The sequence below is a fragment of the Sphingobacterium sp. UBA7249 genome, assembly GCF_002472835.1.
GTDB classification, from domain to species: Bacteria; Bacteroidota; Bacteroidia; order Sphingobacteriales; family Sphingobacteriaceae; genus Sphingobacterium; species Sphingobacterium prati.
The window spans coordinates 642672-659624 of sequence record NZ_DKST01000001.1 but is presented as its reverse complement, the minus strand read 5'-3'; the positions used below and the strand labels follow the sequence as shown (position 1 = coordinate 659624).

At 40.1% G+C, this 16953-nt stretch carries 15 protein-coding genes; 7 read left to right on the top strand and 8 right to left on the bottom strand.

Annotated elements, in window-relative coordinates; genetic code table 11:
• Positions 1 to 13: 13 nt before the first annotated feature.
• The 4 genes from B4A24_RS02300 to B4A24_RS02285 all read right to left on the bottom strand — a co-directional run bounded on the left by B4A24_RS02300 (position 14) and on the right by B4A24_RS02285 (position 6474).
• On the bottom strand, positions 14 to 1399 hold the full coding sequence (locus B4A24_RS02300; protein WP_293942166.1) for a RagB/SusD family nutrient uptake outer membrane protein: 1386 nt from the start codon (positions 1397 to 1399) through the stop codon (positions 14 to 16).
• A gap of 11 nt (positions 1400 to 1410) precedes the next feature.
• Positions 1411 to 4761 carry a SusC/RagA family TonB-linked outer membrane protein gene (locus B4A24_RS02295; protein ID WP_293942163.1) on the bottom strand — a complete coding sequence of 1117 codons (3351 nt, stop codon included), beginning with the start codon at positions 4759 to 4761 and terminating at the stop codon, positions 1411 to 1413.
• Between the two features lie 23 nt (positions 4762 to 4784).
• Positions 4785 to 5801 (bottom strand): FecR family protein, encoded by a 1017-nt coding sequence (locus B4A24_RS02290; RefSeq protein WP_293942161.1) that lies wholly within the window; start codon positions 5799 to 5801, stop codon positions 4785 to 4787.
• 82 nt (positions 5802 to 5883) lie between these two features.
• The gene (locus B4A24_RS02285; RefSeq protein WP_293942158.1) at positions 5884 to 6474 is read right to left on the bottom strand and encodes an RNA polymerase sigma factor; all 591 of its coding nucleotides are present in this window, start codon (positions 6472 to 6474) and stop codon (positions 5884 to 5886) included.
• Between the two features lie 513 nt (positions 6475 to 6987).
• Between B4A24_RS02285 and B4A24_RS02280 the strand changes: the two genes are divergently transcribed.
• Positions 6988 to 7308 carry a hypothetical protein gene (locus B4A24_RS02280; RefSeq protein WP_293942155.1) on the top strand — a complete coding sequence of 107 codons (321 nt, stop codon included), beginning with the start codon at positions 6988 to 6990 and terminating at the stop codon, positions 7306 to 7308.
• Between the two features lie 194 nt (positions 7309 to 7502).
• Here the strand turns inward: B4A24_RS02280 and B4A24_RS23790 are convergent, their stop codons facing one another.
• Together B4A24_RS23790 and B4A24_RS02270 are read right to left on the bottom strand one after the other, a co-directional pair.
• The gene (locus B4A24_RS23790) at positions 7503 to 7652 is read right to left on the bottom strand and encodes a UDP binding domain-containing protein (protein WP_349681724.1); all 150 of its coding nucleotides are present in this window, start codon (positions 7650 to 7652) and stop codon (positions 7503 to 7505) included.
• Positions 7653 to 7756: 104 nt separating this feature from the next.
• On the bottom strand, positions 7757 to 8062 hold the full coding sequence (locus tag B4A24_RS02270; protein WP_293942152.1) for a hypothetical protein: 306 nt from the start codon (positions 8060 to 8062) through the stop codon (positions 7757 to 7759).
• A gap of 220 nt (positions 8063 to 8282) precedes the next feature.
• Here B4A24_RS02270 and dnaG point away from each other — a divergent pair, with 220 nt between their 5' ends.
• From dnaG to B4A24_RS02250, 4 genes are all read left to right on the top strand, one after another.
• The gene (gene dnaG, locus B4A24_RS02265) at positions 8283 to 10286 is read left to right on the top strand and encodes a DNA primase (protein WP_293942149.1); all 2004 of its coding nucleotides are present in this window, start codon (positions 8283 to 8285) and stop codon (positions 10284 to 10286) included.
• A gap of 9 nt (positions 10287 to 10295) precedes the next feature.
• Positions 10296 to 10652, top strand: coding sequence for a YraN family protein (locus B4A24_RS02260; protein ID WP_293942146.1), 357 nt, complete (start codon positions 10296 to 10298; stop codon positions 10650 to 10652).
• 184 nt (positions 10653 to 10836) lie between these two features.
• On the top strand, positions 10837 to 11865 hold the full coding sequence (locus B4A24_RS02255; RefSeq protein ID WP_293942144.1) for a glutaminyl-peptide cyclotransferase: 1029 nt from the start codon (positions 10837 to 10839) through the stop codon (positions 11863 to 11865).
• Between the two features lie 122 nt (positions 11866 to 11987).
• Positions 11988 to 12119 (top strand): hypothetical protein, encoded by a 132-nt coding sequence (locus tag B4A24_RS02250; RefSeq protein WP_293942141.1) that lies wholly within the window; start codon positions 11988 to 11990, stop codon positions 12117 to 12119.
• A gap of 124 nt (positions 12120 to 12243) precedes the next feature.
• On the opposite strand, the gene B4A24_RS02245 is transcribed toward B4A24_RS02250, so the two are convergent.
• Positions 12244 to 13272: a Kelch repeat-containing protein gene (locus B4A24_RS02245; protein WP_293942138.1), complete on the bottom strand. Its 1029-nt coding sequence runs from the start codon at positions 13270 to 13272 to the stop codon at positions 12244 to 12246.
• 6 nt (positions 13273 to 13278) lie between these two features.
• On the bottom strand, positions 13279 to 14652 hold the full coding sequence (locus B4A24_RS02240; protein ID WP_293942135.1) for a DUF4270 family protein: 1374 nt from the start codon (positions 14650 to 14652) through the stop codon (positions 13279 to 13281).
• Between the two features lie 119 nt (positions 14653 to 14771).
• Here B4A24_RS02240 and B4A24_RS02235 point away from each other — a divergent pair, with 119 nt between their 5' ends.
• Together B4A24_RS02235 and B4A24_RS02230 are read left to right on the top strand one after the other, a co-directional pair.
• Positions 14772 to 16205 (top strand): sensor histidine kinase, encoded by a 1434-nt coding sequence (locus B4A24_RS02235; RefSeq protein WP_293942133.1) that lies wholly within the window; start codon positions 14772 to 14774, stop codon positions 16203 to 16205.
• Positions 16206 to 16273: 68 nt separating this feature from the next.
• Entirely contained in the window at positions 16274 to 16948 is a 675-nt protein-coding gene (locus tag B4A24_RS02230; protein WP_293942130.1) for a response regulator transcription factor, read from the top strand.
• Positions 16949 to 16953 lie beyond the last annotated feature (5 nt).

Here is a 16953-nt window from a genome sequence, read left to right as displayed (position 1 = left end):
ATTTTTAAATTCATTAATCTTCGTATCCCGGATTCTGTGTCAAGTTCCTGTTGATCAAAATCTGTGTTTGCGGAATCGGGAATAAGACATCTGTGGCTTGCCAGTTTGATTTGATCGGTGAAAGGACAGCCGTAGCGCGGTCGGTCCGCTTGAGATCAAGCCAACGATGGCCAAATTCACCAAAAAATTCATGGAGGCGTTCGGTCTCTATTGCAGGCAATAATTGCGTTTGGTTTAACGCTTTACTAAGCCCAGCAAGTCCGGCACGCGCACGCACGGCGTCCACATCAGTCCGGGCTTCGGCAAGCTTCCCTAGTTTGGCTCTTGCTTCAGCCCGAATAAGATACTGTTCGGCTAGGCGAAGCACGATGTGATATTCGGATCCTGTTCCCGAGGCTACTTTATATTTGGTTATGGCATAATAGATTTTGTTTGAGACCGTCTTTGGACTTGTCCAATTTGTCTTTCTTAAGTCCATTGTAGGCGAGGTCTCAAAGCTGTTGTATACTGCATCAGGCAAGGTGTACCCCGGTGCAACTGTGGCTGTCGTTATGTAATTGGCACCAAATGTGGTCACTCCACTCTGGCTCGCAAGTTGTAGAATAACCTCATTACTTGAGTTGACAAAGTTTTTGTCTGGTGTAGGCATACCATAATCAGATGATTGCAGCACTTTGGTTGCGTATGACTCTGCATTTTGATAGTCTTTTTGATAAAGGTAAACTCTCGCTAATAGTGCGCTGGCGGCAGCTTTGTTGGCACGGCCTCTTGGACTTGCGGTTGCGTCATAGGTGGTAGCCATTTTGCTCTCCGCATCTTTTAGGTCTGCAATGATTTGATCATACACTTGTTGTACAGGAGCCCGTGAAAGCGTTGCGTCTTCAAAAGCGTGTAGGTCGTCGCGTAATTGCAAGGGCACATCGCCGTAAAGATTAGCGAGATAGAAATAGGCATAAGCCCTGAAAAATTTAGCTTCGCCCAAAAGCTGATCTTTGACAGCTGGGGTAAGAGTATTGGATGCTTCGAGACCTGAAACTGCATTATTTGCATTCTTGATAAGTTGGTAGCAATTTGACCAGAAATTTACGACATTGCCATTCGTGTTCAATAGGTTATTGCTGGCAAATTCGGAGGTATTCGGATCAGCATTATTGTATTGAAGGTCGTCTGCAGCAATCCCCGTATAGAAGGTTGAAGTCCCGGCGAGATTGATGCTTAGTGTTGTGGCATATAATCCACGTATGACGCTATTCGCGGAAGCGTCTGTAGCGAATGCTTCGCCAGCGAGTACCTGATTTGGAGGAGCACCCAACTCCACAAATTTTTCGCAGGAACTGACAAGAAGAGTTCCACTTGTAATGGCTAATAGTAATATATTTTTATTGATGTTTAATTTCATGATCTCGAGTTTTAAAATTGACAGTTAAATCCAAATACAATGGTGCGCAATGGAGGCAATACCTGGGCGATCGTTCCGGTACCTAGACCAGATGGCCCCCCTTGGACGGTTGTTTCGGTATCCAGAACATATTTATTCTTGGCCCAGGTAAAGAGATTTTGTCCTTGCATAAAAACATTACAATTGGACATTTTTAATTTCGAAGTCCAGCTTTTCGGTAAGTTGTAAGATAGATTGACAGATCTTAATTTAATATAGGAAGCATCACCATAAACTGCGTCGGAGTTGGTATATTGATTGTAAGAATTGCTTAGCTCAGCTCCATCATTCGACACGCCAGGTATTGTTGGAATAATAGCACCTGGGATGGTTGCGTTGGTGTTCGTTGGTGTCCATCGGTCCAACCAGTAATCGTTTTGGTTGACCAAAGCGCCAGGTCTTGTATTGAGGATTTTGGTCACACCAAAGCGGTGGTTAAATTGAAAGAATACGCCCAGTTCAAAGCCTTTGTAGGAAAAGGTATTGTTAAATCCGCCATAGAAAGGCGTACCTAAATCTGCTACATAGCGGTCGTCAGCTGTAATAGCTCCATCACCGTTACGATCCTCAAACAGTGCTCTTCCTGTTGCCGCGTCCACACCTTGATAGTGATACAAACGAATCATATTGAGCGGCTCACCAACTAGAAAATTACTTGAGTAGAATGTGTTTTCAAGCCCAGGAAATTCTACGAGCTTGTTTTTATAAAATGTAAAGTTAGCTGATGTTTTCCATGTAAAATTTTCATTTGTCACATTGGTGGTATTCAACTCCAATTCCAAACCTGTATTTTGGATCAACGCAGGTAGGTTTTCCATATAACTATTGTAGCCTGTCTGGGTACTCAAAACTAAATCAGTGATTTGATCAGAAGAACGATTTCTGAAAAAATTCCCCGTAAATAGGATTCGATCCTTCAAGAAACCCAGATCGAGTGCAAACTCCAGTTTTTTTGTTGTTTCCCATTTGATATATTCATTGGGAAGCCTCCCGATATTCATGGAAGGATTGTTTAGATAAGCCGATGACGTAGAGTAGAGTGGGAGATAGAGATAATTGGGAATCTGATCGTTTCCTGTTGTTCCGTAGCTCGCTCTCAATTTACCAAAGCTCAAAAATTGGAGATTATCCTGCACAAAATCTTCTTTTCCAAATACCCATCCAAGTCCTACGGCACCGAAATTTCCAAATCTATTTTTAGGACCAAAGCGAGATGAGGCATCTCTTCTGAACGTTCCATTAAACAAATATTTCGCTTTCCAGTCGTAATTTACTTTTCCGAATACTGCATTGTATTTGTAGTATACGAGGTTGTTGCTGGCGGTGAATGATCCTGCGGCACTGAGTGAACCCAAAAGGGCATCGTTTGAATAATTGGAACCATTGGTTGTCTGAGAGCGCGACGAATTCTGCTGAAAACTTGTTCCGATCAAAGCCGTCAATTTACCCTCGCCGATATTTTTTACATAATCCAATGTCGGTTCAATAATCCAATTTTCGGCCTTTGTATTGGAGAAACTGGAAAAACCAAGCGGGTTGGAGACGGTATTGTTTAAGGAAGTAATTGGCCGTTGGTCATTTTGATTCAATTGTGTGATGGTATAACCAAAATTTGCTTTTGCTGTCAGTCCTGGTACTATTTTGTAACTTAAGTTAACATTTGAGATCAGATTATTGGTATTGCCAAAGTATTTCCGTTCAAGCATGGCGATGGGATTGTCTATAAACGCCGAGGATGGTAGCCAATAGTATTTTCCATTGTCGCCATAAATTGGATAATTTGGCGCCAAATTGTAGAGTGATGTCACATCCGATGAAGGCATATCCGAATTATCATTGGCATAGCTAACTGATAGGGCGGCATTGAATTTTTTGTCGGAAGAGGTGTGATCCAGATTTAAGCGGGATGTAAACCGACTATTTTTGCTGTCCCCATAAAATACGGTGCTTTCACGTCTATATCCCGAATTGAAGAAAAAGCGGGTGGACTCGTTTCCGCCAGACATATTCGCCTGCACGTCGGTTATATGGCCTTTGTTTCCAATCAGCATTTTCTGCCAGTCTGTCGATTTGTTCTGATCCCATAGCATAAGATCCGGTGCATTATCGGCAGTGGGCGTAACTCCAGCATTGGCAAAAGCTTCTTTTCTTAAGGTCAGATATTCATCCAGATTTAACATGGGGATAAAGCGGTTGACCTCAGTAAATCCCGTATTGAAGTTGACACCGATACGGGTACGGCCAGCTTGACCTTTCTTGGTTGTGATTAATACAACACCATTAGCTCCGCGGCTACCGTAGATCGCTGTGGCATCTGCATCCTTCAAGACATCGATGCGTTCAATATCTGCGGGATTGATCATGCTGAACGGGCTTAAACCACCAGAAGAAGCTGAGATACCAAATGAATTGAGGTTATCGGTAGCTGGTTGTCCACCATTAAAATTGGTGAAAGGAACCCCATCAACAACATATAATGGGATTGATCCTGAAGTTGTTCCACTTAATGATGCCTGGTTTCTGATCTGAATCTGAACAGCACTTCCGGGTACACCGTTGTTTTGAGCGATTAATACGCCAGACATTCTTCCGGAAAGCGCTGCAAGGGGATTACTTACAGGTTGGGAAGCAATGTCTTTTGCAGTGATCGAAGCAACTGAACCTGTATTCAGTCTTCGTGTTGTTGTACCATAGCCGATAACGACCACTTCTTCCAAACTACCTTCTTCGGGTTTAAGCTTGATCGGGGTAGGACTAGTTATAAGTTGTTTCGCTGGTATATCAATCTTTTGATACCCTATAAAAGAAAAGGTTATAATGACATTGTCATTTGGAATACGGAGCCCCCACTGCCCATTGACATCAGTTGCGGTACTGGTTTGCATATTGCGGTATTCTGCTTTTTGCCAGTCTTTTATCATGACCGACACGCCAGCTAGGGGCGTTCCATTTTCGTTGACTACTTGACCCGCTATGTGTTGCTGATTTTGTTGTTTTTCCTTTACAGCGATGATATTGTTGTCCAATATTTCCCATGTTAAGTTGCTCCCTGCTAGCGATTGGGAAAGAATATCTTTGATACTGATTTTCTTTCCTACAATATTGACCGTCGCATTAGGTAGGCTCGCTTTGCTAAAGAACATTTTGTATTTGCTCTTGTCATTGATTGTTTGAAAGACATCTTCAAGCTTTCCGCCTCGGATGGAGACATCAATTTTTTCAGTTTGAGAATAGGCAAAGCTCTGTACATGCATGGTGCTTAGACAAACGAGCAGTAAAGCCAATCTCGATTCTTTTCTAAATTTGGGTTTTGTTTTGTTCATGGAGTTATGTAGGTTGATTGTTTTTAAAATAGCTGTAGTTGATTTTTCCCCGTTGTTTTTATTTGAAAGTAATTGACAGTTTGTAATGCTTTTAAGATATTTTCAAGTTGTTCGTTCTCGAATGTCGCTGAGTAGCGTTGGCTAGCGATTGCTTTATTTGTAATTTTGATCTCTACTCCATACATGCGCTCTAATTTCAGCGCGATATCAAGCAATCTTTCATCTTGAATTGTAATTCGATTTAATAACCATTCGGTTTCTAAAGCAGAACCATCCTTTTCAGATACAGAGAATGGTTGGATAGCTATAGCCGTAGGAGTTGCTACAGTTTTAAAATCTGTATCGGCGGATTCCTTAACAGATCCATCTAACTTTGTGATCACAAATTTTTCTTTGGGTTTTAGTATAAATTTCTGATCGTGGCTCCCTGTTTTCCAAATAGATACTTTACCACGCACCAAAGCTGTTTCGGCATTGTTTTCTTCAGCATAATCACGGACATTGAATGCAGTACCCAATACACTGATTTCCATTCTTGGTGTGTGAATTAGGAAAGGTTTGGAAGGATTTTTTGCGACATCAAAAAATGCTTCTCCTATTAAGGTAACTTCACGTGTATTCGAGTCCTTGAATGAAGTAGGGTAGATTATCTTGCTCGAGGCATTTAGTGTAATCTTTGTGCCATCCTCAAGCACAATTTGACGTTGTTGTCCATTGGTTAGCATGATTTCTTGATTGTTGGGCGCTTTTATTTGGTATAAATATAGACTCGCAAAAGCGAAGCACAAGAGGGCAGCAGCTGCGGCAATTTGAGCGAAACTGAATGTACGTTTCTTTTTAGGCGCTAGTTTGTTCATAATGCCACTATGAATACGTGTTTTCAGGGCTTCCTGTACCTCATCAGGAAGTGTTTTGAGTAAATTTGGCCGGGATGAGAATGAATCGAAAAAACGTTCTACAAGCTCTACTTCTTCCGAACTGGCTTCGCCGTTTAAGTATTTGTCAATGAGCTTTTCAAGCTCTTGGTTAGGGTATTGCATAGGATTAGTACAAGTTCACTTAAATAGTGCCCCTGAGTGAGGAAAATGTACTAGTCTAAATAGATTTTTATTTGTAAGTAGCTTATTTACAGGTGTAAAAAATCATAAGTAATGTCAAAAAGTGCTGGAGAACAAGTTTCTTTAGTTTTTGAATCGATACACCGAGATGATTTTGGACGGTGTTTTGGGAAGTTTTCGTCAGGTCGCTGATTTCTTTTGTTGTGAGTCCATCCAGATATCTCATTTTAAAAATTTCTTGCCTTTTTTGCGGAAGATTAGATACCCATTGTTCGATAAGCGATTTTAGATCCTTTTCCCCATAGGTATTGCCATCCACAACTTCCTGACCTTGATAGAGTTGCTTATTTTCCGCTATCAATACATTTCTGCGTTTGCTTTTTTTATACGTTTCGAAGACCTTGTATTTCATGCAGGTAAAAAGATAGGCCTCCACATTAAGGATTTCTCTTTTTGAACAGTGTTCCCAAAGGTCGATAAATACATCTTGAACAATCTCCTCACAAGAAGCTAGATCTTCGAGCCTTTTGTAGGATTCATCTAGCAGCACAGACCAATACCTATTATATAAAATATTGAAAGCCTCTAAATCGCCTTCTCGAAGCCTTGCTAATAGGCTTATGTTATTATGAGACGCATATTTATCGTTTTTCATGATGTGGTAGTGTGAAGCTGAGTTCCTTAGATTGGTAGTTTAAAGGAATGTAACTTTTTTCAATTATACAGATTTTATTAAATAAGGTCAAGGCCTGTTTATAATTTTTACTTAATATTAATTGATTGATATACATTTTTTTATCAATGTCAAGTGGAGATGGACAACGGTTAGTAATAAATGCCAGCGAGGGTATCTCCATAAGTAAACATTTGATATGTTTATTTGGGTTTATTCATAATACATTGGTTTCTAGTCTGTAATTATTCAAAATTAGGGTTAATTACATGAAAATGGAATTCACTTTTAATTTTTTGAATAAATTGTCAAATAACCATTTATTTATGTCAGCATACTGCGTTTTGTTTGGTTTTTTGATAAATCACAATAAAATTTCCAGTTTTTCAATATTAAACACAATCAATGGCTTTTTTTAAAAAAATACTTGTTATTCTAAAAACAATGCTTACATTTGGATGTTATTTATAATGAGTCTAAATAAATATGTATAGTATGTGTGATACCAAGATTCTAAGTCAACGCGGAGATACCCACATTAGTGTTTGCCATAAGTGCAGAACATATTATATCTGGCAGCAAAGTTTTGTACTGACATTTACGCAGAATAAGTTTATCGATTTTCTCAATATTATCAAGAGCAATGGGGATGAACTTTTTTTCAGTACATTTCCTGATGGTGAATTTCGCTTGATTATGAAGACACCTTATCCCGATATTGTTTTTTCATTCGATGAGGAGCAATGGCAAAACTTTCGGGATGCGCTACAAGAATCTTATTACATGAACGAATTTTATGGCATGTTAAACAATTAAGATAAAAAGTCCTGTTGCTTCGCTTGTGTTTCATCTCTCTTTCCTTATGCGTTGCTAACAGGCACAAACAAAACCCTCAGCGCTATCCATATTTTAAATACGGATAAAACTGAGGGTTATTTTTTACCTTTGCAAAGGTTATTCCCCAATTGCGTAGTATTTAAAATCAGGTCTTCAAGTTGTTTCCTATTCAATCACTTCCGTCCATCAAATACAAAAGCAGGTTTCTTCATCTCATCTTTGATTTTTTTCGAATCATAGGTTTTAAATTCATCCCATTCTGTCAATATGGCGACAGCGTGCGACTCGTTACAGGCTTCGTAAGCTGTATCGACAACATTAATTAATGCCCTGTTTTCTTCAGACGAATGTGTTCAGATAATCTAAGTCCGCATAGATTCGTTTTGCTGTACTTTCTGATCGTATACCGTAATTTCGGCCTGTTCATTTAAGAGATAATCGGCAACATAGATCGCTGCTGATTCACGGGTATATTGGTTTCTTTTTTGAATGTCCAGCCCAGAAAGGCAATCTTTTTCCCTGACACTGTATTGTATAGCGTTTTGATAATGTTGTCGGCAAAGCGGTGTTTTTGGTAATCATTCATTAAGATGACCTGATCCCAGTATGTAGCAACTTTCGTAGGTCCATAGCTGCGTGCGATATACACAAGATTGAGGATGTCTTTTTGGAAACAAGAACCCCCGAATCCAACAGATGCTTTTAGGAATTTGGAACCGATACGCGTATCCATACCAATAGCTTTGGCGACCTCATCTAAATTGCCCCCAGCTTGCTGCGAGCGCCATTCTTATGCCCCTCCGTAGATTAGCTGGCAAGCTCCACGCTGGACAACGCCGAAGAATCCCTTTGGAACGATTTGATTATAACAGAATAGGTTGGCATAAATAATTGCATTGCAACTGAAATCTATCAGATTTATATTATTTTTACATTAAAATAGGAGCACGATTTTGATAAAGCAAGAGGTTATTGATAAAGTACTGGAAACGGCACGGATAGAAGAAGTGGTGGGTGACTTCGTTGATTTAAAGAAGCGTGGTACCTCATTGATCGGAAACTGTCCATTTCACCACGAAAAGACACCTTCGTTTCACGTTTCTGTCTCAAAAGGTATTTACAAATGTTTCGGTTGCGGTGTTGGGGGCGACTCGCTCAAGTTCGTCATGGAACTAGAGAAGTTTTCCTACCCTGAGGCGATTCGGTACCTGGCTGATAAATATTCTATTGAGATCGAAGAGGTTGAACGCTCTCCTGCGCAGTTGGCAGCCCAAGATAAAAGAGAAAGCCTTTATGTGCTGAGTGCCTGGGCAGGCAAGTTTTTCGTGGAGCAACTCTGGAAAAGCGAAATGGGGCAGGTTATCGGACTTAATTATTTCAAAGAACGCGGATACCGCGAGGATATCATTAAGAAATTCGAACTGGGCTATTCGCCAGAAGAGTGGACGGCCTTGGTGGATAAAGCACAGGAAGCGGGCTTCCATCCGGATTACCTGGTAGCAGGTGGACTTGCTATCGAGCGTGATGATAAGTCGCTCTACGATCGTTTTAGGGGGCGCGTCATGTTCCCTATCCATAATTTGACGGGACGTATTATCGGTTTTGGTGGTCGTACGCTAAAAACAGATAAAAAGGTAGCCAAATATGTAAACTCTCCAGAGAGTGAGATTTACCATAAGTCAGACGTACTCTATGGCTTGAACTTTGCCAAAAAGGCGATTATGGAAGAGGACAACTGCTACCTTGTCGAAGGTTACGCAGACGTCTTATCTGTACACCAGGCAGGGGTGGAAAATGTGGTCTCTTCTTCAGGAACTTCCCTGACGACAGGGCAGATTAAATTAATCTCAAGGTTTACCAAAAATGTAACCATACTTTATGATGGTGACGAAGCTGGTATAAAGGCTTCATTACGCGGTACCGATATGTTGCTCGAGGAAGGTTTGAACGTCAAAGTATTACTCTTTCCGGACGGAAATGACCCCGATTCATATGTGCAAAAATATGGCGCCACAGCGTTTAAGGACTATGTGAAATCCCATCAGCAGGACTTTATCTTCTATAAAACCAATATTTTACTTCGCGATGCCAACAACGATCCGATCAAGAGGGCCGAAGTCATACGGGATGTAGTTGAAAGTATTGCGCTAATTCCCGACGAGATTAAGGTTTCTGTTTTTATTCGGGAGTGTAGTAGCTTATTGGATATTGAGGAGCGGATTCTGCTTGCCGAACTCAACAAAATAAGGTTGAATAAAGCAAAGAAAGCGGATAAGGATGCCGCGCGCAAAGCACAGAGCAGTTCCGCAAATACAGGGATGCCTCCTTTTGGAATAGACGGCCCACCACCTGATTTCTTCATGACGGATGATGAACGGGGCGGCATGCCGGCCATAGAAGCGACAGAACAACCTACACAGTTGACTGCTGAGATCCTACAGGAACGTGAAATCATCCGCATCTTGATCAACTATGGGGATTACCTGGCGACCTGGGAGGGAGACGGTGATATTCCTGTTGCAGGTGTATTGTTAGGAAATATGAGCGATGTTGTCTTTAAAGATAAGGCGGCGGCATTTATTTTGAAAGCATATCGGGATGCTGCCGAAAATTATGAAATTCCCGATCCAAAATTATTTTATTCTAATGCCGATGCGGCAGTTTCTGAATTGGCAATTAATTGCGTGGCAACGAAATATTCGCTCAGCGAAAACTGGAATGATGATAAACGTAAGATCTATGTAAGCCAGGAGTATGAACATCTCAAACAACTGGTTGTTACGGCCATCTATCGGATAAAAAAACGTAAGATCGAGGCTGAAATGCATCATATTCGTGAGGAAATGAAACAGGAACAGGATGTTGCTAATTTGGAAGTGCTTATCTTTAAGTATCAAAAGCTCAAAGAAGCAGAGCGTCTTCTGGGGGGATTTTTGGGTAATACGATCGTAAAGTAACTGTATAGTATGGCAAAACATCTTGAAATAGGAGCGCAGGGTGAACAATTGGCTATGGAGTATCTGATCAGGATGGGCTGTAAAATTGTGTTAAGAAATTGGCGATATAAGAATTTAGAAGTAGATTTGATCGTCAAGGATGGCGATACGCTGGTATTCGTGGAGGTGAAAACAAGATCGAGAACAGATTTTGGCGAACCTTTTGAATTTGTGAATATCCCGAAACAGCGGCGGCTGATTCGAGCAGCTCAGGCGTATATCTTAAAACATGCTTATGTCGGGGAGGTAAGATTCGATGTTGTGGCTGTGACTAATGGAGCGCATTCCGAACTTACTTATATAAAAGACGCATTTTGGGATGCCTGATATGCTTCGTAAATTATTAGATTTAGGATGAGCCCGCTCATGTTACATTCAAGTAGCTTACATACCGTCTTTTTTGAGTTTGAGTTTTTAAATTATAGAAATGAAGCCATTGTATTTTTATTTGAACACCCAGCTGTGCGAATAAATCAGATCGTTTCATCCGCTTTATAAATAAATTATATAGATGAAAAAAATCACGTATTTTATAGCAATAGCAATACTTGCTTTTACTTCCTGTAAATCGAAAAAAACTGCCTTGGAATTTGCATCTCCAGAAGCGAACCAGGCCGTGTTAAAAGGCAGTCAAGTACAATTAAAATTAAAATTTGACGCAATTACCATGGATTCAGTCGCTTATTTTGTGGACGATAAACACGTGGGTTCTACAACCGATACGGTGGCCATTATGGTAGAAACCAAAGATATGGCCTATGGTACGCGTAATATTTCTGCTACGGTCTACAGTGGTGGTAAGGCCGATTCTGTATCGAGCACTTTCTACGTAGTTCCAGCAAGTGCCAAGAACTATGGGTTTGAGGTTGTCAATAGATACCCGCACGACACCACGGCATTTACCCAGGGGCTTCAATTTGCCGATGGAGTACTATATGAATCAAATGGGCGGTATGGTGAGTCAAACCTCAGAAAAGTTGATCTCAAGACTGGTAAAGTATTGAAAGAGATTAAATTCGATGAAAAAACCTTTGCTGAAGGAATGACATTAGTGGGTAATAAACTATTTATGTTGACCTGGCAGCAAGGCGAAGGATATGTATTTGATAAAAACTCATTTGCAAAAGAGGGGTCGTTCAAATACGAAAATAGCAAAGAAGGCTGGGGGATTACTTATGATGGAAAACACTTGATCAAGTCGGATGGTTCCAACAAATTATTCTTTTTGGACGCAGTGACGGGAAAAGAACTGAATGTGATTGGTGTATATGACGAGAATGGACCTGTTGATGAACTGAATGAACTGGAATATATTGATGGAAAAGTTTATGCCAACGTTTATCAGAAAGACGTTATCGTCATTATCAATCCGGCAACAGGCGCCGTAGAGAGTAGGATTAACCTAGTCGGGATCTATGAGCATACCTCCGCTTATGACAATGAACTGAATGGGATAGCTTATGATCAAGCAAATAAACGTTTGTTTGTGACGGGTAAGCTCTGGAATACCTTATATGAAATCAAAGCGATTGAAAAATAGTGGTAGACCAGGTAAAATATTTTGAAAAGCCATATCCTCGGATATGGCTTTTTTCTTTTGACACCATCGATATATCGGCGGTACATTCGAAATAATGAAATCATTTGAATATATATTCCCTTATGACACTTGACGTGGCCGAAGGAGCTTTATTTGAAGCCGAAGCGATGCCCCCCCTGCACAGGGGGATCATCGCTTCGGCTAAAGGTAACTTCGCAGTAGTCATGAAGATTTCTATTGGGTTCCTAATATAGGAGTCTACGAGTGAAATTGATTCGGATATCTGTTTGAGCCTTCGAAATACAGCATCAATCAGCATAAAAAAGGGGGATGAAAACTTAGTTTTCATCCCCCTTTTTTATGCTGATTTTAGTTCGATTAATAAATCGGAGTAAACATCCAAGTATCGTCAAAACGAGTCGATCCGTTCAGACCCGTAGTTACATAACCATTGTTTTGTACTGCGAATCCAATTGCATCCTGACGTGCTGAACCAGCAAAGTTGCCATTGTCATTTGTCCAAAAATCGCCACCGATATTATATTTCCAAACGCTATTGATGACCGCATTTTTGTAGCCACCCACAACAAATGGAGTACCATTAATCGCAAATGCAGCAGCACTAGAACGTGTTAAATCATAAGTGTATGAGTTGTCAGCTCTGTTTAAGTCGTTCAATTTAGTCCATTTGCTACCATCAAATTTGTAGAAATCTTTCGGGTAAGAACCATTTGAAATACCACCACCAACGTATGCTACATTACCTACCACGAAAGAGAATGCTGATTTTCTTTTTGCAGAAAAAGGTGCATCACTGATCGCCTGCCATGTGTTTGCAGTTGGGTCATATTTATAGAATTCATTTGTATTAGTTATTCCACCGTTAACAACAGTTTCACCTGTACCCACATATGCTGCTCCATTTAATGTAAATGCAACTGCATTTGATAAGGCAATTGGTAGGGGAGCAATAGGAGACCATGTACCTTTGCCACCATCAGCTGTAGGATCAAATTTGTAAAAATCTTTTAGGTTATTGGTTCCATCATTTCCACCGCCAATATAACCGATATTACCGATAGAAAAACCGATAGCGCCATTTCTTGCTACACCAGTAAAAGGAGCTTTTTCTGCCCAGGTATTGGATGCAGCATCATATGCATAAGTATCTTGAACACGGAAAGGTTTACCTCCAGCATTACTTGCTAAACCTGTTGAAACATAAGCAATGTTATTTATCAAAAAGCTTGCAGCAGATGAAGTTTGTGGCCCTTTAAATGCAGCTTTTTCAAACCATTCGTCTGATTTATCAGAATCGTTATCGTCGTCACTTTTTTTACAAGAAGAGAAAGTTGTAACTGTAAATACAAAAGCTAATAAAACGAGTAGCCAATTTTTCTTGTTCATAAATTATTAAAATTTAGTATAAAGGATGTTTAATTTAATTTTAGGATCATTCTCATTATCTTTTGCCAGGATTAATCTGTTTCCTGTTGAAAATAGCTCCGATGTTGGTAAAGATAGATATAATGATGTGTTTTTATATGCTGTTGTTTTAATTTTTGTCAAATATTCAATCAAATTGAACGTATACTTGCCATTTGAACCGAAATCGTTGCCAGGAACTAATGAGGCAGCTTGTATACTTCGAGTATCAGTAGCATATGGTGTTAATACAATACTGATGGGATTCCCATTGTTACTAGCAACCATTAATATCAGATTTTTTGGCTGTGCAAAATTTGTCGAAGAAGCATTTTCCACTTCGATTATCAGTTCAGCCTTATTTATAGAAACCGAAGGATTATTCACTAATTCTAATAACGTAGGGAATTCCAGTTTTGCTACAACACCCGTAGATCCTTCTAAAAATGTATCACCATCAGTTTGTTGACTTGAGAGTTGTGGATTCACCAGTGTCAATGGTGCAAACTTTGTCGCTGAGCGGTCAGTCTCAATCTGATTATACTGGTAGGCTTTGTTGTCTATTGAAAAGTACTGTTTTCCACTGGACTTTGTCCCTTCATTGTTTAAAAATGAATAGTGGACCTGTAAATAGACTGTGTCTTTAAAGCCAATAAGTGTACTATTGTTATTATCAGGCACAAGTGCCAAACCTTTGAAATATTCTTGAAAGCTTGTGTTGCTCTGAATTCTGTTGTCGTTGTTTTTGATCATCGTAAACAGCTCATTGCCGATCGTATTGTTAAATCTAAAATGTAAAGAGTCAATTGATTTAACACGGGGTTTGAATGAAAGTTCTGCCAAAGCAGCATTGTCAAAAGCAAATTTTTGTTTACTGAATATCGCTGCTGAAGTGACAAATACAGGGCGTTCGTCAGCAGGTTTTGTCAGGTCAATCTGTGTTTGGGTAATTTCTTCTGATACGCGATGGACAGAAATTTTTTGAACCTGAGTCGTATCACCGTAATAATATTTATTTAAAGGAACGACTAAGCTAACTGAATCCAATACTGCGTCATCAGGGATGCCCGCACTATTTACTGTACCAATTCCCAAACGCATATAAGACGTTGATTTGGTGCTTCCAGTAACCAAATTGCTGTTTTTTCCGACCAAAATCGTCCCTGTGGCTGACGTCGGAATGTTGTCCAATTGATAAGTCGAAACTTTGACTGAAACCGTATCAATTGGTACTACGCCAATCGTTTCATCTCTTGAATTATCCAAAGAAAGTGAAATGTCCTTATTACAACCGACAAAGGCTGCCAGCGTAAAAATTGGAAGTAAAAATTGTATACTACGTCTCTTAAAGTTTTTGATCATATTAATTTTTGAATAGTGCAAAAGTAATCAATGCTTACTGTTAATCAGTGTTATATTTTGTTAAATATGGTTAATTACCACAGCGATTGCAAATCTAGTAATTTAAATTTGTTTTCATTATGGGTAGAAGATTTAAATTACTGATCAGCTTGATCGTATTAATCGGTATAGGAATTACCATTGTGCTGGGGATTTGGCTTTATGGAAGTTACACCAATCGTCGGGATCTTTTTCTGTCCACTGCCGAACGTTCACTTTTTAACGCTGTACAGGAAGTGTATCAGGCTGAAAATGGCAACCAGCGTCTGGATGGGCCTGAGGTCGAAAGAGATCGCCTGCTAAGCGACGTGAAAAAGGAACTTCTAACCTTTCTATCCGAAGCGCAACTTGATCAAGCCTTGCGAAAAGTGCGCGCCAGCCAGCCCAAAAAAGAACATGGTTTTCGGGATGATTCAAATCGAAAGGGAAAGATGTATTTCAAAGACCGCGATGGCCAGAATGCCATTATTCCTCCCTTTTTGTTCCGTGATTTTGAGATGAACAAAACCAATCTGCACCTGATTGACAATAAATTTAAGGAGTCACTCAACAATAAGGGCATCTCAGTGCCCTACGAATTAAACATCGTTACGATCCCACGCGAACAGGTAAAAGATATGCGGCGCCAATACCGGGAAAAAAACTTGGCTTGGACACGGCCAATGATGGTCAATCCTTTAAAAAATCAGTTCCTGGTGGTCAAATTCCAGGAGGACTGGAAATACCTCCTGTATAGCCTAAGCTGGCAACTATTGATTTCGCTGCTGCTGATTGGACTTTTGTTAGGTACTTTTTTCTACCTCATGAAAACTATTCTTAACCAAAACAAAATGGCCGAACTGCGAAAAAATTTTGTGGATAATATGACCCATGAGTTGAAAACTCCAGTTTCAACCGTGATGGCGGCGATTGAAGCCATACAACGCTACGGTGTACGCGAAGATAAGGAAAAGATGGACCGTTACCTCGAGATTTCAAAGAAAGAACTTGACCACCTTTCCGGCATGATCGAAAAAGTATTGCAGATGGACATCGATGCCACGAAGGGCATTGTTCTCCAACGATCTGACTTTGATATTGTCGCGATGATTGAAAGTGTTATTGAAGTGGCACAACTCAATAAAACAAAAATAGTTGACGTCGAACTACTTGCCGATCCGGATTCGATTTTAATCAAAGGGGATGAATCTCATTTGAAAAATGTCATCAATAATTTATTGGAGAATGCCATTAAATATGCTGGGCACCATGTTAAGATCTGCGTGGAAATCAAAGGCGGCAAAGAATATGTGCAGATCCGAATTACGGATAATGGGAAAGGCATCGCTCCGGAATACCATCAGCGGATTTTTGATATGTTTTTTAGGGTCCCCTCAGGGAATTTACATGATGTGAAAGGTTTCGGATTGGGGCTTGCTTATGTCAAGCAAGTGGTGAAACGCCACGAAGGTAAGATCAGCGTTGAAAGTGAATTGGAAAAAGGAAGTACTTTTATCGTTCGATTACCATATTAACGTAAACTATGCTATCTTCAGCAACGTGATGGCATGGAAAATTAAATTGTTATTGGACTACATGAGTTATGATTGATATTTTATATGTAGAAGACGAGCCAAGTCTGGCAATGATCGTCGCGGATAGCTTAGAAGCAAATGGTTTCCATGTTGTGCACTGCAATAATGGGCAAGAGGCTTTGGAGTCATTCAACACTGCAAGACCCGACATTATGGTGGTGGATGTGATGATGCCCGTCATGGATGGTTTTACATTGGCGACAAAAATTCGGGAGATGGACACATTGCTCCCTATTATCTTCTTGACGGCTAAAGTACAGACAGAGGATGTGGTTCGGGGATTTCGTCTGGGTGGAGATGACTATGTCAAAAAACCATTTAAAATCGAGGAACTGGTAGTCCGGATAGAATCTTTGTTAAAGAATAGTCCCAAAATGCTGTTTGGACAAAAACTGATGATCGGAAATTACACCTTGGATAGCCTGAAACATCAGTTGATTTATCAGGGAGAAACACTGAAATTATCCTTTCGTGAAAGTGAACTCCTTCGTAAACTGTACGAGCAGAAAGATAAGGTAATCCCTAGAGAAGAGATTATGCGTGCCTATTGGAGCTATGATAAGTACTTTACTGGGCGTAGTCTGGACGTGTTTATTAGTCGTATCCGAAAGTATTTAAGCCAGGATCCTAGAATCAAAATTACCAACGTCCGCGGCGTCGGATATATGCTGACAGTAGATTAAAAACG